Here is a 20,186-nt window from a genome sequence, read left to right as displayed (position 1 = left end):
GCAACCACACGAATAGAGGAGATAGATGCCGCCCCGTAAGAAGACCCCCGCCGGACAGGCCGAACTGCCAGGCGTGTCCACGATGGCGGAGCTGAAGGCGATCCTGTGGAAGTCCGCGGACAAGCTCCGCGGCTCGATGGACGCAGCCCAGTACAAGGACTTCGTCCTCGGCCTGGTCTTCCTGAAGTACGTCTCGGACGCGTTCGCCGAACGCCGCGACCAGATCCGTGACGAGCTCATCGCCGACGGCGTGCCGGAGTCGCGGCACGAATCGTTTCTGGACGACAAAGACGAATACGAGCGCGAGGGCGTCTTCTGGGTCCCCGAGGGAGCCCGCTGGCCCGACCTAGCGGCGCAGGCCAAATCCGGCGCGATCGGCGAGCTGATCGATGGCGCAATGGACGCGGTCATGAAGACCAACCGGTCCCTGCGCAGCGTCCTGCCTCGCATCTACAACCAGAACAACGTCGACCAGCGCCGTCTCAGCGAACTCGTAGACCTGCTCAGCGACGCCCGCTTCACCGGACACGACGGCAAGTCCGCCCGCGACGTGCTCGGCGAGGTCTACGAATACTTCCTGGAGAAATTCGCGCGCGCCGAGGGCAAGCGCGGCGGTGAGTTCTACACCCCGGCCAGCGTCGTCAAGGTCCTGGTGGAGATCCTCGAACCCTACAAGGGACGGGTGTACGACCCGTGCTGCGGCTCGGGCGGCATGTTCGTCCAGGCCGAGAAGTTCGTCCTCAGCCACCGGGGCCGCCGCGACGACATCGCCGTCTACGGCCAGGAGGCCAACGAGCGTACCTGGCGACTAGCCAAGATGAACCTGGCCATCCACGGCATCGGCGGCGACCTGTCCACCAAATGGGCCGACACCTTTTACGAGGACCGCCACCCAGACCTCAAGGCCGACTACATCCTGGCCAACCCCCCGTTCAACATGTCGGACTGGTACCGCCGGACCGACGACCCCCGCTGGCGCTTCGGCACCCCGCCCGCCGGCAACGCCAACTTCGCCTGGATCCAGCACATCATTTCCAAGCTCGGCACCCGCGGCAGCGCCGGCGTCGTCATGGCCAACGGCTCCATGTCCTCCAAGCAGTCCGGCGAAGGCGACATCCGCAAAGCCCTCGTGGAGAACGACCTCGTCGCCTGCATGGTCGCCCTGCCCCCGCAACTGTTCCGCACCACGCAAATCCCGGCCTGCCTGTGGTTCTTCACCAAGGACAAGTCCGCCCGTGCAGGCCAGACCAACCGCGAAGGCCAGACGCTATTCATCGACGCCCGCAACATGGGCACGATGATCGACCGCACCGAACGCGTCCTGACCGACGACGACCTCGCGAAAATCGCCAACGCCTACCACGCCTGGCGCGGCACCTCCAGTGCCCGCGAGGCGGGCCTGACGTACGAGGACGAGCTCGGCTTCTGCTACTCGGCCACCACTGACGAGGTCCGCGCAGCCGACCACATCCTCACCCCGGCCGCTACGTCGGCGCCCCGAGGGCGAAGAGGACGACGAGCCCATCGCCGACAAGATCGACCGCCTCACCAAGGATCTCTTCGCCCACTTCGAAGAGTCCACCCGCCTCGAGCAGATCATTCGGAAGCAACTGGAGAACATCAATGGCTAGGGAAAACACAATTACCGGTGGTCGCAGTGCCACAAGTGCCGTCATTCCCGGTCGCTGGGCATTGAGTGTGGGAAACCCGGATAGGTGGACACCTTCAGGATTCGAGTGGGCTCGACTGACTGAGATTGCACGCCTTGAAAGTGGCCACACCCCCAGCAGAAGGAATTCCGAATACTGGGGTGGTGATATCCCATGGATTGGAATTCGCGACGCGACCTCCAATCATGGAAGGATGATATTCGAGACAAATCAAACGATCACACAAGCCGGCATAGAGAACTCTTCGGCTAGACTTCTCCCCGCAGGGACGGTCTGCCTTTCAAGAACCGCTTCCGTTGGCTACGTAGTGACCATGGGAGTGCCCATGGCCACCAGCCAAGACTTCGTGAACTGGGTATGTGGGCCCAGGATTATGTCAAGGTATCTACATTACATCCTAATGGCTGAACAGGAGAGCATTCGCCGCTTTGCTCATGGCAGCGTACATAACACAGTTTATTATCCTGAAGTCAAAGCTTTTCATGTCTGCATACCGCAACCTCAAGAGCAGGAGAGGATCGTCGCGCTTCTGGGCGCGCTCGACGACAAGATCGCCGTCAACGATCGCATCGCCGCCACGGCGCTCGATCTCGTCTCCTCACTTTTCGCCGAATCTCTAGCCGAAGACTCGGACTCCTCGATCACTACTCTGGGTGATGTAACCGGGATAAATATCCACAAAGCAAGTCCCACCAGTGGTGGCGTCATTCGATATATAGATATATCTAGCGTCTCTGTAGACAGCTACACATGGCCAGAAGTCACCGCGTGGGAGGAGGCGCCAAGTCGGGCGAGGAGGAAAGTTTCTGCCGGCGATGTCATATGGTCCACGGTGCGCCCAAACCGAAAGTCGCGTGCGCTCATCCTTGACGATGACTCAAATATCGTCGCATCAACCGGATTTGCTGTCCTGACACCCCGCAAGGTCGGCTCGGCGTTCCTGTATGAGGTGACGCGTCGAAAAGAATTCGTAACATATCTTGAAAGCGTCGCCGAGGGAAGTGCGTATCCCGCCGTCCGTGCGGACAGGTTTGCAAAAGCCGTCATTCCAATGCTTTCGCGCTCGCGTATGGTGAAGTTCGAGTCCGAGGCGATGCAACTGCATCATCGGATTCACGTCGCCAACAAAGAAAATCGTTTCCTTGCGGAACTTCGGGACGCGCTGTTGCCGAAGCTCATGTCGGGCCAGGTCAGGATCAGGGACGCGGAGAAGGTCGTGGAGGATGCCGTATGAGCGGCTACAGCGAGTCCGACTTCGAGCATGACGTGCTGGACACGCTCGGCGAGCTCGGCTGGGAGTACAAGGACGGCAAGCAGATCGCCGTGGGCTCGGGTGAGCGGGAGTCCTGGGACGAGCTGATCATCCCGAGCCGGCTGCGGGACGCGATCGTTCGGATTAATCCCGGTCTGCCCGCGTCGTCCGTGGATGACGCCGTTGCCTTGGTGCTGTCGCTGCAGTCGCAGGACGCGAAGGCGGAGAACCGGCGGATTCATGAGTACCTGACCGGCGGCATCCGCGGTATCAGCTACGTCGACGAGTACGGCGCGGAGCAGCATCCGACCGTCCATCTGATCGACCGGAGCGACCCGTACCGCAACGACTTCGTGGCCGCCAACCAGGTGATGGTCGTCAAGGGTGAGGAGCGGCGCCGCTTCGACGTCGTCCTCTATGTGAACGGGCTTCCGGTCGCGGTCTTCGAGTTGAAGAAGATGGGTGACGAGCGGGCCACGCCTGAGGCGGCGCACGCCCAGCTCATGGCCTACGTCAAGGACCTGTGGGAGGCGTTCCGCTGCAACGTGGTGTGTCTGGTCTCGGACGGCGTGACCACCAAGTATGGCACCGCGTTCACCCCCTACAACCACTTCGCGCCATGGAATGTCGACGAGGCGGGCGCGCCGGTGGAGCAGCCCGCGGTCGAGTGGGAGAACGGCGAGCTGAACCTCACGCTGCACGGCCTGTTCGACCAGCGGCGGTTCGTGGAGCTGTTGACCGGCTATATCGCCTTCGCCCAGTCGGACGAAGGGCTGCAGAAGCGGATCGCCAAGCCGCACCAGTACTTCGCGGTGTCCAAGGCGGTCGGCAAGACGATCGAGGCCGTTCGCAGCAACGGCAAGGCCGGCGTGGTGTGGCACACCCAGGGGTCCGGTAAGTCGTTCGAGATGGAGCTGTACTCCAACCAGGTGCTCAAGCACCCGGCACTCGGCAACCCCACCATCGTGGTGATCACCGACCGCAACGACCTGGACGACCAGCTCTTCGACGGCTTCAACGCCAGCGAGCTGCTGCCGGAGAAGCCCGTCCGCGTCGACAGCCGGCACGACCTGCGCACCGAGCTGTCCAACCGGCGCACCGGCGGCATCTATTTCACGACCCTGCAGAAGTTCAGCAAGACCGCTGAGGAGAAGAACGCCGGGCGGCAGCACCCGCTGCTCTCGGACCGCCGCAACGTCATCGTGATCGTCGACGAGGCGCACCGAAGCCACTACGACAGCCTCAACGGCTACGCCCGGCACCTGAGCGACGCGCTTCCTTACGCCACCATGATCGCCTTCACCGGTACACCGATCTCCGATGGCGACCGCGATACCCGCGCGGTGTTTGGCCCCGACATTGACGTCTACGACCTCACCCGGGCCGTCAAGGACGGCGCCACAGTGCCCGTCTACTACGAGAACCGCCTGATCGAGCTCAAACTGCCCGAGGACGTCGATCCGGAGAAGCTGGACGAGGAGGCCGACAAGGCCACCGAGAACCTGGACGACACCGAGCGAAAGCGGGTCGAGCACGCCACCGCCACGCTCAACGCCGTCTACGGCGCGCCCGCGCGGCTGGAGAAACTGGCGGCGAGCGTCGTCGAGCACTGGGAGACCCGGTCGGAGGCGATGCGGCCGTTCATCGACGCGCCCGGCAAGGCGATGATCGTGTGCAGCACGCGGGAGATCTGCGCCGATCTGTACGAGCAAATTATCGCCATAAAGCCGGACTGGCACTCCGATGACGTTAACACCGGCAAGATCAAGGTCGTCTACAGCTCGTCCACGAGTGATCCTGACAAGCTCCGCAAGCACCGGCTGCGTCCCCGTGAGCAGAAGACCGTCCAGCGGCGCATGAAGGACGCCGACGATGAGCTCGAGCTGATCATCGTCAAGGACATGCTGCTCACCGGCTTCGACGCGCCCCCGCTTCATACCCTCTACCTGGACCGCTCGATGCGCGGTGCGCAACTCATGCAGACCCTCGCGCGCGTGAACCGCACCTTCCGCAACAAGCAGGACGGCCTCATGGTCGGATACGCGCCGCTCCACGAGAACCTGATCGCCGCGCTGGCCGAGTACACCACCGACGACCAGCACACCAAGCCGATGGGCCGCGGCCTGGACGAGGCCATCACCAAGGTCCGCGACCTTCTCGACGGCATCGGCGAACTGCTCAGAGACCACCCCTGGCGCCAAGCCCTGCAAGCTAGGACTCCCACCGCCTACCGCGACGCCGTCCGCGGAACCGCCGACTACATTTGGAACCCGCAGCACCCGCTCAACCAGCCCGATGCGTCCGAGCCCGACAAGGAGACCCTCAAGGAGAAGTTCCTGCGCTGCGCCGGGCGCCTTGCGCGCCTCTACGCCTTGTGCGCGACCAGCGGCGACCTGAACGATGTCCGCGACGACATCGCGTTCTTCCGGGACGTGCGCGTGGTCGTCGTGAAGCTCGACGCCGCCCGCCGTCAGGCCGAGGGCCGTCCCGTCCCCGCCGAGGTCGAGCTGTACCTCAAGCAGCTCACCGCCAGCGCGATCGAGGCCGGAGACGTCATCGACCTGTTCAAGGAAGCCGGCCTGGACCAGCCGGACCTGTCCCACCTGGACGAGACCTACGTCAAGAAGATGCAGGCCGCTAAGCATCCCGCCATCGCGATCGAGGCGCTCCGCCGGCTCGTCCTGCAGGAGATGCGCAAGGTAACCAAGCACAACATCGTGCGCCAGCAGAGCTTCTCCGACCGCCTGCTGGACCTGATGCGCAAGTACACCAACCAGAACCTCACCGCCGCCGAGATCATCGCCGAACTCGTCGCGATGGCCAAAGAAGTCGCCGCCGACGCCAACCGAGGCCAGCGCTTCAACCCGGCTCTCAGCAACGACGAGCTCGCCTTCTACGACGCGGTCGCCGCCAAGGACACCGTCCGGGAGTTGATCGGCGACGACCAACTCGCCGCCATCGCCCGCGACCTGGTCAAGGCCGTTCGCCGTAACCTGTCCACCGACTGGACCGCACGCGACGATGTCCAGGCCAAGCTCCGCTCCATCATCAAGCGCCTCCTGGCCAAGCACGGCTACCCACCCGAGGAGCAGCCCGACGCTATCCAGAAGGTCATCGAACAACTCGATACCTTCGCCGACGAGTGGTCCCCGAATGCCCAGCAGTGATCAGAGCCAATTCAACACGCCTAACCCCCAGCCGATCCCTGAGGTTCCCCCAGTTCGGCGGCCACGTGACCTGAGTTGGCCTTGGCCAACGGGGAAGGAAGCGTCTCGTGCCGCCACCTCATCCGGGAGTTCCGGCGCCGCGCTGTCGAACTGGCCCGGACCGGAGACAAGTCGGGCTCGGCGCTGGCCAAGAGGAACCGGACAGGCTTCACACCATCCAGAGATGAGGGCGGTCTCGTAGCGTGTCCCGCGACCGTCCCAGCCCGGCACCGCCATCCGCTGGACATTACGCATCTCACTTGCACGGACGTACTTCTCGGCAACCACATGGGCGTGGGCACCCGACCGCAGGCGAGGAGAGTGCCAGTCTGCGTCAGCATGGGCGGAGCATCCCTGGCGGCTTAGCGCAACATGTCCTTTGCCAAGTGAACTTCTGGTGTGTGCTTCCCCTCGTAGCGTGGAGACCTGAACCAGAGAGATGGTTGGGTCGTGGGAGACAAGAGACGCCGGTTCGATCCGGAGTTCCGTGAAGGAGCGGTGCGGATCGTCAAGGAGAGCGGCAAGCCCGTCGCGCAGGTCGCGCGGGACCTGGGGATCAACCCCTACACGCTGCACAACTGGATGAAGGCCGACCGTGAGCGGGAGGCCGCGGGCGAGACGCTGGCGGAGTCCGAGCGCGAGGAGCTGGCTCGGCTGCGGCGGCAGAAGGCCGAGTGGGACAAGCAGCGCGCTGAGCTTTACATGGAGCGTGAGGTGCTCAAGCGATCTGTGGTCCTGTGGGCGAAGGACTCGATGAACCGATGATCGTCGCGGAGTTCATCGCGTCCTGCAGGACCGAGCACGGCATCCCGCACGCGATCGCCTGCCGGGCCCTTCAGGTCTCGCAGTCCTGGTTCTACAAGCAGGTCAACCGCGTCCCGACCATCCGCGAGCGGCGGCGGGCCCCGGCTGGAGGAGGAGACCGGGCGGCTGTTCACGGCCTCGGGCGGCACCTACGGGTCCCCGCGGATCAGCCGTGACCTGCGGGATGCGGGCTGGAGGGTGTCGGTCAACACCGTCGCCGCTCGGATGGCCGAGCTCGGAGTGGCCGGCTGTCCGCCCAAACGACGACGGTCGCTGACCCGGCCGGGCCGCCGGCCGGCCGCGCCCGACCTGGTGCGCCGCGTCTTCACGGCCGTGGCGCCGGGCGTGCTGTGGTGCGGGGACGTCACCCAGATCGACACCGATCAGGGGCCGCTGTATCTGGCGACGGTGGAGGACCTGTTCTCACGGCGGATGCTCGGCCACTCCATACGCGAGCATCACGACGCGGCCCTGGTGGTCGCATCGTTGCAGATGGCCGCCGCCACCCGCGGCGGCGACGTCGACGGGGTGATCTTTCACAGCGATCGCGGTTCGCAGTACACCGCGGCCCGCACCGCGACCACCGGCCGCGCCCTGGGCATCGTCCAGTCGATGGGCCGGGCCGGCTGCGCGCTCGACAACGCCGCCGCCGAGGCGTCCAACTCCACGCTGAAGGTCGAGTTCGTCCACCGGCAGCACTTCACCACCCGCGCCCAGGCGCGCATCAAGGTCGCGACGTGGACCGCCGACTTCTACAACACCCACCGCAGACACAGCGCAAACGACAGGCTCGCCCCGATCACCTTCGAGCGTCCGATGGCAGAAGCGAGAAGAATATCAACGGCCCAGATCAGGACCGAAGGGGCATAACACCGTCTCCACGCTTTCAGGGGATTGACACATGTGCTGACCGACACCCTGGGCACCGTGCTGGCCGCCTGTGTCAGCCCGGCCGATGTCAGCGACCGGGATGGCGCCCGGGTGCTGCTGGCGCGCTGCTGCGCCGACTTCCCGCGACTCGCGCACGTGTGAGCCGACCAAGGCTATCGCGGACAGGCGTTCATCGAGTGGGTGCGCGACAACCTTGATGTGCGGATCGAGGTCGTGACGCGGCGGGATGGCGGCAAACGCGGCACCTGGGTCAAGGCCAGTGCTCCGCCGCCCCCGCCGGTGCCGGGATTCATGCTGGTGCAGCGCCGGTGGATGATCGAGAGAACCTTCGCCTGGCTGGGCAAGTACCGGCGTCTGTCCAAGGACTACGAATACCTGGCCGCCACCTCGGAAAACGTCATCTACCTGGCGATGAGCATGATCCTGCTGCACCGCATCACCGGCGCCCCGACCTAGACCCTTCTCAGACGCCCTCTAGGTCGGCGGGAAGCTCCAACCGCAGATACCAACTTCCATGCCAACGCCCCGGCAGCAGCTTCGGGCACGAGCGACCCCAGGTTGCCGGTGCCAGGGTGCAGGCAGCTGCAACGCCGGTACGCCCCATCAGCACTCATCGAAATCGTCACCGCCGACACTTACAATGAACGGAGCATGCAAATGCGCTCAACACGATGAAGCGCTGTTTCCCTACGGTGAACGGTACTCGGTGGGCTTCATTCACTAGGTGTGACAGCGGCTTGAATCGTGTCGGTGAAAGCGGCGGGAACGTTCCCTGGGCAAAACTGGGCGGCAAGGCGTATCCGTGACCATACGGTGCCGTGTTCCTCTAGTGGATCAGCGTTGCGCCGGTAGTCGCAATGATTGACAACCCACGTCACCGCGGGGCAAAAGGCTTCCGCGTACCGCTGGGCGACGAGCAGCGCGTAGCGCTGGCCCTTACCCTGAGCGCCGTCATTGCGCGCGGCTGGCCGGATTTGCATCAATTGCCGGTCCTTCGCCTCGACGACGACCAACTCTCGGGCATAGGGCGGTGGCGTGGTCACCGTGACGTCCGGAGTCAACATACCTGTTGCCGTATCCCGCCGCGGCTCACGCCACACCTCGAGGTACATCTGCGACGGTGACTGCCCCAGCAGCCGAGCAACCGGCATGTTCGTCGCCCCGACCGACAACTCCCACACCCCCTCAGCATCGGCCGTGCCAGCCAGGCGAACCCGCCACCCGGCATGCTCGCAGGCATCAAGCGTCGCGCACAGTACCCACACCTCGTAGAGGAGATCCCGCTGCCGCCACAGCGGGAGGTTGAGGAATTCCTCGACTGATTCCAGCAGCGTCGTAACGTCGATAGATACCGCGGGGTGGACAACCTCAGCCGCAAGCCACCTGGCGGCGGCGTCGCACTGCGATGTAATGGCGTTAAGCCATTGCGTAAGATTCTCCTGGTCAGCAAACAGCGTTGGCTCTAGACTTTCGCGAGAACGACGACTCCAGTGACTGCCACGCCATTGCGCTACAAACCCAGCGAGCGTCCCCATGGTGGTGCCGTTCCGATGTCGGTCCGGCGCCGACATGCGAACCGGTCTAAGCTGCTCGTCTAGACCAAGCAAAGTCGGCTCGTCGATTCCGGTGACGTTTCTCGGATACACCTCAGCAGCCAGTATTCTAGCATCACGAAAGCGGTTGACATCGTTGCGAATTTGGTGTTCCAGTTGGCGGGCAAACCAATCCGAAATCTCGATGGTGAATACGTCGGAGGCTCTAATAGCGCCGCCCTTATCGTCGAGGCTGCTGAGGTACGTGAAATAGCCACGAACCAACCACTCGGCGGAGCTGATCACACCTTCTGCAGCACGCGTCGCCACCGCGACCGCCTCGGCGGCTTCGGCCCACGCCGCAGAACCGGCAGCTCGATCGGCCACGGCGGGAGCGATCCATCCGAGAGCCAGGATGCGATCAGTGAGACGTGTTCCATTCGCAGTTGCAGGCGGCCACGTCCCGTACAGGACCCCGGTATCCCAGCCAACGAACGACTGCACGGAGTCAAGATCGATGTGGCCAATCTTGATCGTCGTCAACGTCCGGGTGAGGTGCCGTACCTGCTCGAGGAAGGCGGGGCTGATCGTCAGCTGATCCTCCTCGACGTTGGCCCGGCGCAGCCGGAACGTCTCATTGGTGCCAGTGGTCGTTGCGGTGTGTCGTGCGAGCCGCTTGTAGATCGCTTCCACCATCGCAACAAACCGACCGCCGCAACGCACCACCGTGTTGAGCAAGACAGCCATCGTGGGCGCGGCATCGGCCAGCCGTTCAGCAGCCGATTCCCGAAGCAAGGTGGTGCTCCGCCCGGTGAACTGGCGCTCCAACGCGGCGAAGTCAACTCCGAGCGAGTCAAACAGTTCGTCGATAACGTCCCGTTCTCTCTTGCCAGTACCGACCTCAAGCGCCTCAACAATGAGGCCGGCGAGACGTCTACGAGCCTCCTCGTCACTCATGGCAAACACTATCCTCCACAGCGACCAACCTTGTCGAGCCATATTACAAAAGGACGGCTACAGCCGCTGGGCAGGGCACCCAACCAGAGGGGAGTACAAACCGTCGGCTCGAACAACAGTCTCCTGCATCCCATCTTAATCCGCGGGTTCGGGATTCAAGTCCCTGACGGCGCACCCACCTTGACCAGTGAGTCTCTTTCAACGTGATGCGGTTTCGCGGAGTTGGAGGGTGTGGATGGCCTTGGCGAGGCGGCCGGCGCGGTGGGGGCAGCAGCGCAGCTTCCGCAGGATTCGCCACGACTTGAGTTGCGCGTTCGCGCGTTCGCCGGGGCCGCGGAGCCTGGCGGGTGCACGGTTGGCGTGCTTTTGCGGTTCGGGCTTGTCTCGTCCTTTGTAGGGGGTGAGGATGTGCGGGCCGGCGCCTTGGTAGGCCTTGTCGGCCAGTACGAGCAGCCCGGTGGAGGCCAATGCCCGGATGACCCCAGATCCGTGCTGCGGTCAGGTCGTGGACCGCGCCTGGCAGGGGTCCAGACACCCACAGCAGGGCACCGTCCGGGGCGGCGATGACCTGGAGGTTCATGCCGTGGCGGTGGTGTTTCCCCGAGTAGTACGGCCGGTCGGCGGCGACCCAGTCGATGCAGATCAATGTGCCGTCCAGGACCAGGTACGGCAGTGCGTCTTTGACCGCTGTGGCCAGGGCGGCGCCGAGTTTGGGTGAGCGGGCGGCCAGCGCGTCGACGGTCTCGTTGACATAGCGCCAGGCGGTGGTGGTCGATACGGCGAATCCGGTGCCCAGTTCGGCGTAGGTCTCGCCTTTGCGCAGGTAGACCAGGGTCATCAAGGCCTGCATGCCCGGCGGAAGGCTCCGGCCTTTACTGCCGATGGCCTGGCGGTGGCGGCGGACGACACCGGTGGCGTAGGCCAGGGTTCGACGCGACAACGGCAGCGAAGCACGGTACAACAGCATGTGAAGCCTCTGGTGTGGACGGCGCGTTGTGAGAGACCAACCGTCCTGCCAGGGCTTGATGTCCCAGGGCTGCCACACCGTCCGCGATCATGCTGTGATCAGCACACCCGCAACTGACGCTGAAAAAGGCTCAGTGATGACCTCCCACATGGGAGTCGTTGCTGTCGTCGTATGGGCCGAACTGAGGCCAACCTGCGCCCGCCACTATGCGTGCGTTTGCGGCGAAACGTTTTCGGCCCTATTTGTGTCCTACAGCAACCGTACGTGGACATGCAGCATCGTGCGTGGACCCCCGTGTAGGCCCGGTTCATCTGAGTTAGTAGCGACAAGGGAGAGGAAGACGGCCTCTATCAACTATCACAAATAAGGGCGAAACTGCCTCTAAGGAACACTACCGATTGGCCGCCCGGGCTGTTGGCCCGTTCCAGAGCCGTTCTCGAATCACTTCCGGGTGCCAGCTCCGCACCGCCCGCGTGAATGTTGTCGCATTCGCCAGTTCGGATGTGACTTCGCTGTGAGAACGGCCACGGACGCGAAGGGGTGCGGCTCCGCTTGGGAGCCGCACCCGGTGCACTGGCAACGGATGTTCCGCGGCCCGGGTACGGCCGGGCGCGCGGACGTGGTCACTCGTCGAGTACGGGGGTGTTCTGGCAGGCGGTCAGGCGCCACTTCCCGTCCTCTTTGGACATCACGAACAGCGGAGTGCCAACGTTCTGGCCGTCGGACGTCCGGTAAACCTGGCGGACTTTGACGGCCGCGACATCGGGACGGATGAACAGCACGTGCTCCACCTCGAACGTGACCGTCATATCCTTCAATCCACCGGGAGCGTCTGGTGGGTGAAAGCCGAGATCGCGTCGCGGCCGAAGAGGCGCTTGCCGTGACCCGTCGTCCAGATCGCGTCCTCCCGGAACAGGCCGACGAAGTCGTCGGGAAGTTCGTTGTTCTGGGAGTGCTCAACGGTGGCGACCACCTGCTCGATCGCCGCGATCTCGCTCTGCCGTTCCTGGTCCTCAACGGTCATCACGATGCGTGTCCGATCGCCTTGGGAAAGAAGGGGATCTCGAAATAGGGGTGGTCGGAGGCGTCCATGATCTGATGGCCGTCATCGACGGGGGATGGATCAACCGCATGATCCACTGCTTGACCTCCTTGCCCTCCGCGCCCGTGGCCATGACCTCCCGCTCCCAGCCGCGGGTGAACAGGGCGCCCGCCGTTCCGAGATCGAGGCTGGTGACGTGGACTTCTTGCCTTTCAGCTTGCCCTTGGGCCGAGCGACGGCCATGCCTTCACGAGTGCGCATCTTGAGCAGGGCGGCTTCGAACTCGGCGAACACCGCCAGCATAGTGAAGAACCTGGTCCAGGACGTACCGCTGCCCGACCGTCAGCCGCCCTTCCAGCACACCCCACAACCGCTTGGTCGTGTCGTCGCGGACCCGCGCGACCAGCCGGGCCAGCGTCGCGATGCCCGGCAGCAGCACCTTCCGCTCCCGCAGCCACCCCACCCCGTCAGTGAAGATCGCCCTCGGGCCATCGCCCGAGGTCCAGGAACGCGCCGCCGCCCACGCCGCGAACTCCTCCTCGACGTCGGCGAAGTCCCTCCACCCGTAGGCCCTGCGGATCTCCCGCTGATGATCGAACGGCGTCGGCCGCCGCCCGGTACACCGCTTCACCTGGGAGGAATCCTCAACCCCCAGCTGGCCGGGCATGAACTCCAGCACCGCGCCCGGCCCATCAAGGGAGTCCTCCAGGAATGTCCCGAGCCGGCGCACCGTCACTAGCTACAGCGCGCCCCGAGCCTCATGTGCTCACCACGCCGCCACCCGACCAGCGCACGGTCCTCGTCATTGAGGAAGAACACCCGCTCCAAGTCCGCCTGCGGCGGCGGCCCCGCGCACCGCCCGTACGCCGCCGCATCGTCATTGGTCAGGAACTCCACCGGCATAGCCCGCAAAGTAGGCCAACCAGCAGATCATCTACACACAGCGCCCTAGTCGTTACAAGAACCCGGCTCTATCCGGCATCACCCGCATCAGAACGGCCAGTCACGACAAGAGGCGCCGCCGGGGGACTTGACTCAGCCGGTCGGGCGGGTACTGCTGGAAGCACTACGCGACCGCGAGCGACGTCCTCCGGTTCGCCTCTGACCTGCGGATGCCCCCGACGAACCATCAGGCCGAACACGATGTCCGCCGGGCCAAGAGGCAACAGAAATTCTCCGGACGACTCCCCTCCGAAACCACCGCCAAGCACCGGTACGCCGTCCGCGGCTCCATCTCCACCGCTGCCAAGCACGGAACCGACGTGCTCATCGCAATCCACGACGTCCTGCTCGGCCGGCCTGGATGCCACCCGACCTGGCACCGGCCTGACCAACCGCCGGCCTCCCGCGTTGCCCCGCAACGCGATCTCGTCATGCCTCAACGCACTCGGCCTGAATGTTCGCCTCACCGCGGCAAGGCCGTGGTAACCGGCTGACCACACGGTTCGGTACGCCGCCGTATCCAGGACGTACGATCAACGGTCGCTGTAAGCCAATATGGCACGGGCCAAGTCCCGCAACCGTGGGTTCGCATAAACCATGCGGGTCGGCATGACCACCCCAAGGCCATTCTTGAGTTCGGCGGCCAACCTCAGCGCGATCAGCGAGTGGCCCCCGAGGGCGAAAAAATCATCATTGGCCAGTACCCTTTCACGGCCGAGCAACTCCTGCCACAGCTCGGCTATCAGCGTTTCCACATCCCCGTCGGGAAGATGTTCGGCGTCGTCGGCGGACAGTTGCTCGGTCGGTTCGGGCAGAGCGGCTAGGTCGACTTTCCCACTCACATCCAGTGGAAAAGTGTCGAGGGCGGTCAGCGACATCTGAACCATATGATCGGGCATACGCGAGCGCAGATGGTGGCGCAGCGCCTCCGGGTCCGCGGACATACCGGGGGCGGGAATCCAATAGCAGGCCAGGTTGCGGCCGACCGGGGCGCTCTCCCTTACCACGGCGGCTGCGGCGGCGACGGCTGGGTGTTCGGTCAGCGCGGCCTCGATCTCGCCGAGTTCGATGCGGAAACCATTGACCTTGACCTGACGGTCGACCCGGCCGAGGTAGGCGAAGCTGCCGTCCGGGCGCTGCCGGACACGGTCGCCCGTGCGGTACATGCGGCTACCGGGCGGGCTGAAAGGCGAGGCAACAAACCTTTCAGCCGTGAGATCGGGGCGGCGCAGATAGCCGATGGCGAGCCCCGGTCCGGTCAGGTACAACTCACCCTCGACGGCGGCACACAGCGCGTCGTCAAGGACATGTGCACCGACGCCCGGCAACGGCCGTCCGATGTGTGGGTCAGCGCCCTCGACCCAACCGGCGGTCGAATTGACAGTGCACTCGGTCGGCCCGTACAGGTTGGTCGCGTGGATGACTGAGCGCGCGTCAAGGTCGGCCAAGTCCCGCCACATCGAGGCAGGGATGGCCTCCCCTCCGACGAGCAACCGCAGACCGCCTGGAAAGTGTTCCGCCGCTTCGATGACCCGGTCGCGCAGGACTGACCAGTGGGACGGGGTCACGTCGAGGTCGGTGGCGTGCTGGTGGTGCAGGTGGGCAGCAAGGGCAGCGGGGTCGGTGCGCAGCTCCTCGGAGAGCGGCAGCAGGGTGTCACCACGGCATACGCGAGTCCACTGCTGTACGGAGGCGTCGAAAGAGAGGCTGGCATTCCAAGCCACACGGGCGGGCCGGTCAAGGAAGATGCCGCTCTCCTCCATTGCGGCGATCAACCACGCTGCGGCGCCACGACTAACCGCCACGCCCTTGGGGCGGCCAGTGGAACCCGAAGTGTAGATGACGTAGGCGGGGGCGTCAGAAGGAACTGGGACTGCGGGCAGGGGGATCGGCCCAGTCTCGTTCTCGGTCTCGTTCAAGGTGATGACCTGTACGCCGTTCGGCCAGGACTGATCTCGGTCGGCGGAAACCAACGTGGTGATGCCGGTGTCCTCAATCATCTGGTCAAGGCGGGCTTGCGGAAAGGCTGGGTCAAGCGGGACATATGCTGCCCCGGCCCGCCATACGGCGAGCAGCACTTCTATCACCCCAGGGGAGCGGTGCAGGGCGATGCCGACGTAGTGTCCGGCACGGACCCCGGCTGCCGCGAGCACGGCTGCGAGCCGCCGCACCCTCTTGTCGAGCGTCCCGTAGCTGAGCGCGGTGCCATCAGGCGCCACGACGGCATCCCGTCCGGGGTGTCGGGTGGCGATCTCATGGAAACGGTCCAGGAGGTCCAGCGCGGGCGGTATCACCGTGCCGCGGGGTGACGACGGCTCTTCGTGCGGTACTGCGGGCATGGGGTGAGCTCCTCCCCAGAGGGCCAGTCGTGGCAGGCGCGTCAATTGGTGGCCGGGGCCGGCGCAGTGACGGGAAGGAGGGCGCACAGTCGGCCACGTTGACTGTCCCTCTTATCGCGACCGCGATCCTGCCGTCGCCGCGACAGGGTCGCTCCCGTTAGTGGTGAGGACGTTGTCGGTAAAGAACAAAGGCCCGGTTGCGACTGGCGGTGTGCACAGAATTCCCCGACCCAAAGTCGAGTGTCATCGTGAATCCTCGGTGCAGCTGTCGGCAAAGTGGTCGGGCAGCGCTTCCCATACTGACCGGGCATAGAAGTGCCCACCGGGCAGGGCATTCGTGCGGAGTCCGCCGACAGCACAGCGCGCCCACTGCTCGGCCACGTCGGGCTCGATGAGGGTGTCGTTCTCGCCATACAGCAAGTGCACGGGTACCGAGGTGGTGACGCCGGGCCGTGGTTGATAAGAGTCGCGGACCTTGATGTCGGCTCGCATCAGCTCGACGGCCATCTCACGCAGGTCGGGGTCGCCAAGCGCATGATCGGGCAGCAGTCCGATCGTCCCCATCCATTCGACGAGCCGCCCCTCGGTGTCCTCGATACGTGGGACGCGGTCCCGGTCCGTGACGCCACGGTCAGGGGCGTTGCAAGAGGAGACGATCAGGCGCTCGGGCAGCCGGGCGCCGCGGTCGGCGAGCCGTACGGTGACATCGAAAGCCATCCAGCCTCCCATACTGTGCCCGAACAGGTGGTAGGGACGGTCCGGCGTTGCGGCCGCGGCACGGACCACGGCGTTGGTGGCATCCTCGGCGAGGGCCTCCCAGTCGGATGCGAACTCCTCGGAGAAGCGCCCCTCGCGCCCTGGATAGCAGACGAGGGCGAGTTCGGTGCGCTCGCCGAGTACAGGGGCCCAGGACCGGTATGGCCCGGTTCCCCCACCACAGAATCCGAGGCAGACCAGGGTGCAGGCGGCGTCCGGCTGCGGCCGGGGACGAATCACCGCGGTGTCCGGCAGGTACTGGTGGGTCATGGTGATCAGGCCGCCCCGCAAGTCCGGCGGCGCGGGCCTGCCTGGACGAGGGCTGGGCACTGGCCGCCGAGCCGGAGGGAAAGGAGTTTTATCGACTTCAAGGGGGGGCACGCAAGGGCCGTTAGATTCATCGCCAGTCAAGGCGTAAAAGCCGGAATTTTCGGGAGCCAATTCAGCATCCAATCACTTGGCAATTTCGATGGCCATCGACACCTCAGCCTCGTCGTCGGACAGCACTTACTGTCGCGCCATTCGCCGCAGCCGTCGCGGAATCCGTCCTCTTTGATGGATGGCCAATTGTTCCACCATGGCCGTTTCAGCCTGGCCTCCTGTCATCGCCGTCGAGGCCGGTCTCGACCTCACCTTCGCCGGCTATCCGATCGCGGTCCGGCTGTCGGGTATCGCTAGGAGGAGATGACGAAGACGCTTGCACTCCTTGTCGCTGTGGATCGCGGTAATGATGTGGGCCGCCGTGCTCCCGCAACTTCAGGGATGGGACAGGGTGTCGTCGTTGCCCGGGCCGGTTCCACTAGCCCACCCCCAAGGGGCATAGTCAACCGCCGAACCAGCATCGCTGCTCCTCCAACGTGATGGACGAGCTGCAGCAAGACCATCTCCACGACGCCGACCGCAGCCAGACCAGCCCTCGTGCTGGACGTTAAAGGCACTGCTCTGCGGGCTTCGGGCAAATCGCAGTCAACCACCTCACGATCGTGACCACGGAGAATTTCGAGGAAGCTTCAAAGTACCTCGTGATCGGCATATCATCTAGACACCCACACTCCACCAACCGCCGTTGCCGCCGGCCGACTCCGAACCAAGGCCCCCGGCTCACGTGCCGCCGACCTGGCAATGTCGTTCAGGCTCGACGGGGCCCCAGGCCCGTTGGCGCGCGGTCCACGCGCCCCATTTGGTGGCCTCCCTCGGCCGTACACAAGCCGCTTTCATCGGCGACAGACTTCTCGCCCGAAGCAGCCTGAGCCCTTGATCTACAGGTCTGGACTACTGCTCCCGCAAATTGCCAGAGGAGCAACGCCTCCCTCAAACACAAGGTCCTAGAGGCCACTCCCCCCATCGGAGCGGGCCTTGTGCCGCGTAAAAACACTTGCGTACGATAGCGCGGACTCAACGCTTTGCCGGAACACATGGAGGGTTGTCAACTGAAGCGATACCCCTGTACAGCGCACTCAGTGGAGATACCAAGTTCATGAACGCTGCCGCAATACGCCACCTGATTTCCACACACGACTTGACCGACGCCGAACTGACCTCTCTCGTCGAACGCGGTGCAGGGTTTGCCGATGGAACGATCTATCCCAGCGATCAGCTGGCCGGCCTCGTCGTCGGCATTCTCTTCCTGAAGACATCCACCCGGACGCGGACGTCGTTCTCTACGGCAGCTCTGCGCCTCGGCGCGCAGATCGTGTCTTATGGCCCCAACGACCTGCAGACGAATACCGGCGAGTCACTCTCCGACACCGCGGAGGTCCTGTCCCGAATGCTCGACATGCTCGTCGTCCGCACCTCCGGCGATCCGGCCGACCTGCGCACTCTCGCAGGTCAGCAAAGGATGGCCGTGGTCAACGCCATGACGGCTGATGAGCACCCCACCCAAGCTGTCGCTGATCTGACCACTCTGCTGAGGCACTTCGGCCACGTCGATGGATTGCGGATCTGTTACGTGGGCGAGGGCAACAACACCGCGGCTGCGCTGGCCCTGACGTTGAGCAGGTTCAAGGGCGTCCACTTGGAATTGCGTACTCCACCCGGTTATGGGCTTGAGCCCGCGATTCTGAGCAGTGCTGTGGAGAACGCCGCCAACAGCGGGGCGACAGTCACGGAACTGCACACCATGGACAGCGCGCCCGCAGGTTTCGATGCGTTCTACACAACTAGATGGCAGACGACCGGAACCATCAAACCGGACCCGCACTGGCGGGATGCCTTCACCCCCTTCCAGGTCACCTCCGCGCTGTGGGACAAGAGCCCCGAGGCCGTGTTCCTGCACGACCTGCCGGCCCACCGCGGCGAGGATGTCACCACCGAGGTCTTGGAAGGTCCCCACAGCCTGGCGTTCGACCAGGCTGAGAACAAGATGTATGCGGCCATGGCCGTCCTGGAGTGGTGCGCCGGGCGCCTCCGATCCGATGGGTCGAGCGGTACGGCATGAGTGACGATGGTCAACGGCCACGCGAAGGCCGCGTCGTTCAAGCGGAGGAACGGCGTACGGCGGCGTACTTCTTGACGGTGCCGTGCCCCAGGCGCAGACGGCGCATGCCCTCGCCGTGTACCCCGGTCGCGCCGAGGTGTCCAACGCCTTCCACTCAGCCGCGACCTTGGTCGAGCCGTCCTGCACTGCGACCCCACAGCATGGCAGAAGGGCCGTCTAGATGATCTTCGAAAGCGCTCCCGATATCGTCCTCGACGACATCTTCGTGCGTCTGCCCGACTTCGTGCCCGGTGTGAGCGTGCTCCTGAAGTTGGAGGGCCTGAACCCAGCCGGATCGGTCAAGCTGAAGACCGCCATCGCATTGATCGAATCAGCGGAGGCCGCCGAGACGCTGCGCCCCAAGAGCCGAATGATCGAATCGTCCTCCGGCAATCTCGGCATCGCACTGTCGGTGGTGTGCGCGGCGAAGGGTTACCAGCTGTCCGTGGTCACCGACCCCAACGCGACGCAGCAGGCCATCCATGTCATGGAGAGTCTCGGCACCGAAGTCATCGAGGTCACCGACCGGGATGCGCACGGCGGCTACCTTCACACCAGAGTGGACTACATCCGCCGCCGGCTCGTTGAGAATCCGGAACTGGTGTGGCTGAACCAGTACGCCAACCCCGCGAATGTCCGTGCCCATCGCGAGCGAACTGCCAAGGCCGTTCATCGGGAACTGGGGAACGTTGATGCGCTGTTCGTCGGAGTTGGAACCACGGGAACCCTGATGGGCTGCGTGGAGTACTTCGCGGTGCACAGCCCTCGCACGCGGGTCATCGCGGTGGACGCGGCGGGCTCGGTCACCTTCGGCGGCAGAGCCGCCCCTCGTTTCATTCCGGGGCTTGGCACCAGCCGACGGCCCGAAATCTATGTCGACAGTGGAGACTTCGAGAAGGTGCAGATCGAAGAGGCCGACACGATCACGATGTGCCGGATGCTCGCCGTCGAGTACGGGCTGCTGGTCGGCGGCTCCACCGGAACGGTGCTCGCCGCAGTGCGGCGACTGGCCCCGACGCTGACGCCGGGCGCCACGATCGTCGGGATCTCGCCGGACATGGGCGAGAAGTACATAGACACTGTCTACTCCGACGCCTGGGTCAGCGCCCAGTACACCGAGGCTCCCAGCCTGGAAACCCTCAGGCCGGCCACTGCCCCCCGATGACGTCCCTCGACGCGGCCTGAGGGCCTGACCCACAGCGAATGCAGCGGACTCCCACCCGGCCGAGCCGACCGCGGCCACAACTCCGCCACCGTCCAAGCAACGAACCGACGGGGCACGGCGGAGCGGGCGACCCGAGCTCGCGCGGCAACCGCCCCTGGAACACCTACCACTGGTCAGTACGAAC

At 64.6% G+C, this 20,186-nt stretch carries 17 protein-coding genes and 2 pseudogenes; 10 read left to right on the top strand and 9 right to left on the bottom strand.

The window, feature by feature from the left end:
- Positions 1 to 25 precede the first annotated feature (25 nt).
- From GEV43_RS25825 to GEV43_RS25800, 8 genes and pseudogenes are all read left to right on the top strand, one after another.
- A complete protein-coding gene (locus tag GEV43_RS25825) occupies positions 26 to 1,696 on the top strand; it encodes a class I SAM-dependent DNA methyltransferase (protein ID WP_241683040.1) in 1,671 nt (556 codons plus the stop codon).
- Complete coding sequence (locus GEV43_RS25820; protein ID WP_160822920.1) at positions 1,624 to 2,904, top strand: restriction endonuclease subunit S; 1,281 nt, start codon at positions 1,624 to 1,626, stop codon at positions 2,902 to 2,904. The genes GEV43_RS25825 and GEV43_RS25820 overlap by 73 nt, the downstream gene beginning before the upstream one ends.
- Positions 2,901 to 6,089 carry a type I restriction endonuclease subunit R gene (locus GEV43_RS25815; RefSeq protein ID WP_160822919.1) on the top strand — a complete coding sequence of 1,063 codons (3,189 nt, stop codon included), beginning with the start codon at positions 2,901 to 2,903 and terminating at the stop codon, positions 6,087 to 6,089. The genes GEV43_RS25820 and GEV43_RS25815 overlap by 4 nt, the downstream gene beginning before the upstream one ends.
- A 489-nt stretch (positions 6,090 to 6,578) precedes the next feature.
- Positions 6,579 to 6,893 carry a transposase gene (locus GEV43_RS25810; protein ID WP_160822918.1) on the top strand — a complete coding sequence of 105 codons (315 nt, stop codon included), beginning with the start codon at positions 6,579 to 6,581 and terminating at the stop codon, positions 6,891 to 6,893.
- A complete protein-coding gene (locus tag GEV43_RS48280; protein WP_206681283.1) occupies positions 6,890 to 7,108 on the top strand; it encodes a hypothetical protein in 219 nt (72 codons plus the stop codon). The genes GEV43_RS25810 and GEV43_RS48280 overlap by 4 nt, the downstream gene beginning before the upstream one ends.
- Positions 7,038 to 7,802 (top strand): IS3 family transposase, encoded by a 765-nt coding sequence (locus tag GEV43_RS25805; RefSeq protein WP_206681504.1) that lies wholly within the window; start codon positions 7,038 to 7,040, stop codon positions 7,800 to 7,802. Before GEV43_RS48280 ends, GEV43_RS25805 begins: the two co-directional genes overlap by 71 nt.
- A 33-nt stretch (positions 7,803 to 7,835) precedes the next feature.
- The gene (locus GEV43_RS53990) at positions 7,836 to 7,964 is read left to right on the top strand and encodes a hypothetical protein (protein WP_302930988.1); all 129 of its coding nucleotides are present in this window, start codon (positions 7,836 to 7,838) and stop codon (positions 7,962 to 7,964) included.
- 12 nt (positions 7,965 to 7,976) lie between these two features.
- Positions 7,977 to 8,279, top strand: a pseudogene (locus GEV43_RS25800) (transposase); the annotation flags it as partial.
- Positions 8,280 to 8,536: 257 nt separating this feature from the next.
- Here the strand turns inward: GEV43_RS25800 and GEV43_RS25795 are convergent.
- The 9 genes and pseudogenes from GEV43_RS25795 to GEV43_RS25760 form a co-directional block, all read right to left on the bottom strand.
- Entirely contained in the window at positions 8,537 to 10,312 is a 1,776-nt protein-coding gene (locus tag GEV43_RS25795) for a hypothetical protein (protein WP_160822916.1), read from the bottom strand.
- A gap of 198 nt (positions 10,313 to 10,510) precedes the next feature.
- A pseudogene (locus tag GEV43_RS25790) lies at positions 10,511 to 11,279 on the bottom strand (transposase family protein).
- A 623-nt stretch (positions 11,280 to 11,902) separates the two neighbouring features.
- Complete coding sequence (locus GEV43_RS53310) at positions 11,903 to 12,088, bottom strand: SgcJ/EcaC family oxidoreductase (protein WP_254715873.1); 186 nt, start codon at positions 12,086 to 12,088, stop codon at positions 11,903 to 11,905.
- Positions 12,089 to 12,093: 5 nt separating this feature from the next.
- Positions 12,094 to 12,303, bottom strand: a complete 210-nt coding sequence (locus GEV43_RS53305; RefSeq protein WP_254715872.1) for an SgcJ/EcaC family oxidoreductase — start codon at positions 12,301 to 12,303, stop codon at positions 12,094 to 12,096.
- Positions 12,304 to 12,402: 99 nt separating this feature from the next.
- Positions 12,403 to 12,624 carry a recombinase family protein gene (locus tag GEV43_RS25780; RefSeq protein ID WP_160822915.1) on the bottom strand — a complete coding sequence of 74 codons (222 nt, stop codon included), beginning with the start codon at positions 12,622 to 12,624 and terminating at the stop codon, positions 12,403 to 12,405.
- Positions 12,569 to 13,051 (bottom strand): DUF4158 domain-containing protein, encoded by a 483-nt coding sequence (locus tag GEV43_RS25775; RefSeq protein WP_160822914.1) that lies wholly within the window; start codon positions 13,049 to 13,051, stop codon positions 12,569 to 12,571. Before GEV43_RS25775 ends, GEV43_RS25780 begins: the two co-directional genes overlap by 56 nt.
- A gap of 5 nt (positions 13,052 to 13,056) precedes the next feature.
- Positions 13,057 to 13,224, bottom strand: a complete 168-nt coding sequence (locus tag GEV43_RS53300; protein ID WP_160822913.1) for a DUF4158 domain-containing protein — start codon at positions 13,222 to 13,224, stop codon at positions 13,057 to 13,059.
- Positions 13,225 to 13,796: 572 nt separating this feature from the next.
- Entirely contained in the window at positions 13,797 to 15,602 is a 1,806-nt protein-coding gene (locus GEV43_RS25765) for a non-ribosomal peptide synthetase (protein ID WP_160822912.1), read from the bottom strand.
- A 243-nt stretch (positions 15,603 to 15,845) separates the two neighbouring features.
- Positions 15,846 to 16,628: a thioesterase II family protein gene (locus GEV43_RS25760; protein ID WP_160822911.1), complete on the bottom strand. Its 783-nt coding sequence runs from the start codon at positions 16,626 to 16,628 to the stop codon at positions 15,846 to 15,848.
- A gap of 1,207 nt (positions 16,629 to 17,835) precedes the next feature.
- On the opposite strand from GEV43_RS25760, the gene GEV43_RS25755 reads away from it, so the two are divergent.
- On the top strand, positions 17,836 to 18,798 hold the full coding sequence (locus GEV43_RS25755) for an ornithine carbamoyltransferase (protein WP_160822910.1): 963 nt from the start codon (positions 17,836 to 17,838) through the stop codon (positions 18,796 to 18,798).
- 220 nt (positions 18,799 to 19,018) lie between these two features.
- Entirely contained in the window at positions 19,019 to 20,002 is a 984-nt protein-coding gene (gene sbnA, locus GEV43_RS25750) for a 2,3-diaminopropionate biosynthesis protein SbnA (RefSeq protein ID WP_160822909.1), read from the top strand.
- Positions 20,003 to 20,186 lie beyond the last annotated feature (184 nt).

It is taken from the genome of Actinomadura sp. J1-007 (assembly GCF_009793335.1).
In the GTDB taxonomy this organism is placed as follows: domain Bacteria; phylum Actinomycetota; class Actinomycetes; order Streptosporangiales; family Streptosporangiaceae; genus Spirillospora; species Spirillospora yumaensis.
Note: the sequence above shows the minus strand (reverse complement) of the source record. Positions and strands in the feature narration are given on the sequence as shown.

What these genes read in the sequence shown, in the direction of transcription:
- GEV43_RS25825 (WP_241683040.1), top strand. Translation starts at nt 26, where the DNA reads ATGCCGCCCCGTAAGAAGACCCCCGCCGGACAGGCCGAACTGCCAGGC.
- GEV43_RS25820 (WP_160822920.1), top strand. Translation starts at nt 1,624, where the DNA reads ATGGCTAGGGAAAACACAATTACCGGTGGTCGCAGTGCCACAAGTGCC.
- GEV43_RS25815 (WP_160822919.1), top strand. Translation starts at nt 2,901, where the DNA reads ATGAGCGGCTACAGCGAGTCCGACTTCGAGCATGACGTGCTGGACACG.
- GEV43_RS48280 (WP_206681283.1), top strand. Translation starts at nt 6,890, where the DNA reads ATGATCGTCGCGGAGTTCATCGCGTCCTGCAGGACCGAGCACGGCATC.
- GEV43_RS25795 (WP_160822916.1), bottom strand. Translation starts at nt 10,312, where the DNA reads ATGAGTGACGAGGAGGCTCGTAGACGTCTCGCCGGCCTCATTGTTGAG.
- GEV43_RS53310 (WP_254715873.1), bottom strand. Translation starts at nt 12,088, where the DNA reads ATGACGGTCACGTTCGAGGTGGAGCACGTGCTGTTCATCCGTCCCGAT.
- GEV43_RS53305 (WP_254715872.1), bottom strand. Translation starts at nt 12,303, where the DNA reads ATGACCGTTGAGGACCAGGAACGGCAGAGCGAGATCGCGGCGATCGAG.
- GEV43_RS25780 (WP_160822915.1), bottom strand. Translation starts at nt 12,624, where the DNA reads ATGCTGGCGGTGTTCGCCGAGTTCGAAGCCGCCCTGCTCAAGATGCGC.
- GEV43_RS53300 (WP_160822913.1), bottom strand. Translation starts at nt 13,224, where the DNA reads ATGCCGGTGGAGTTCCTGACCAATGACGATGCGGCGGCGTACGGGCGG.
- GEV43_RS25765 (WP_160822912.1), bottom strand. Translation starts at nt 15,602, where the DNA reads ATGCCCGCAGTACCGCACGAAGAGCCGTCGTCACCCCGCGGCACGGTG.
- GEV43_RS25760 (WP_160822911.1), bottom strand. Translation starts at nt 16,628, where the DNA reads ATGACCCACCAGTACCTGCCGGACACCGCGGTGATTCGTCCCCGGCCG.
- GEV43_RS25755 (WP_160822910.1), top strand. Translation starts at nt 17,836, where the DNA reads ATGAACGCTGCCGCAATACGCCACCTGATTTCCACACACGACTTGACC.
- sbnA (WP_160822909.1), top strand. Translation starts at nt 19,019, where the DNA reads ATGATCTTCGAAAGCGCTCCCGATATCGTCCTCGACGACATCTTCGTG.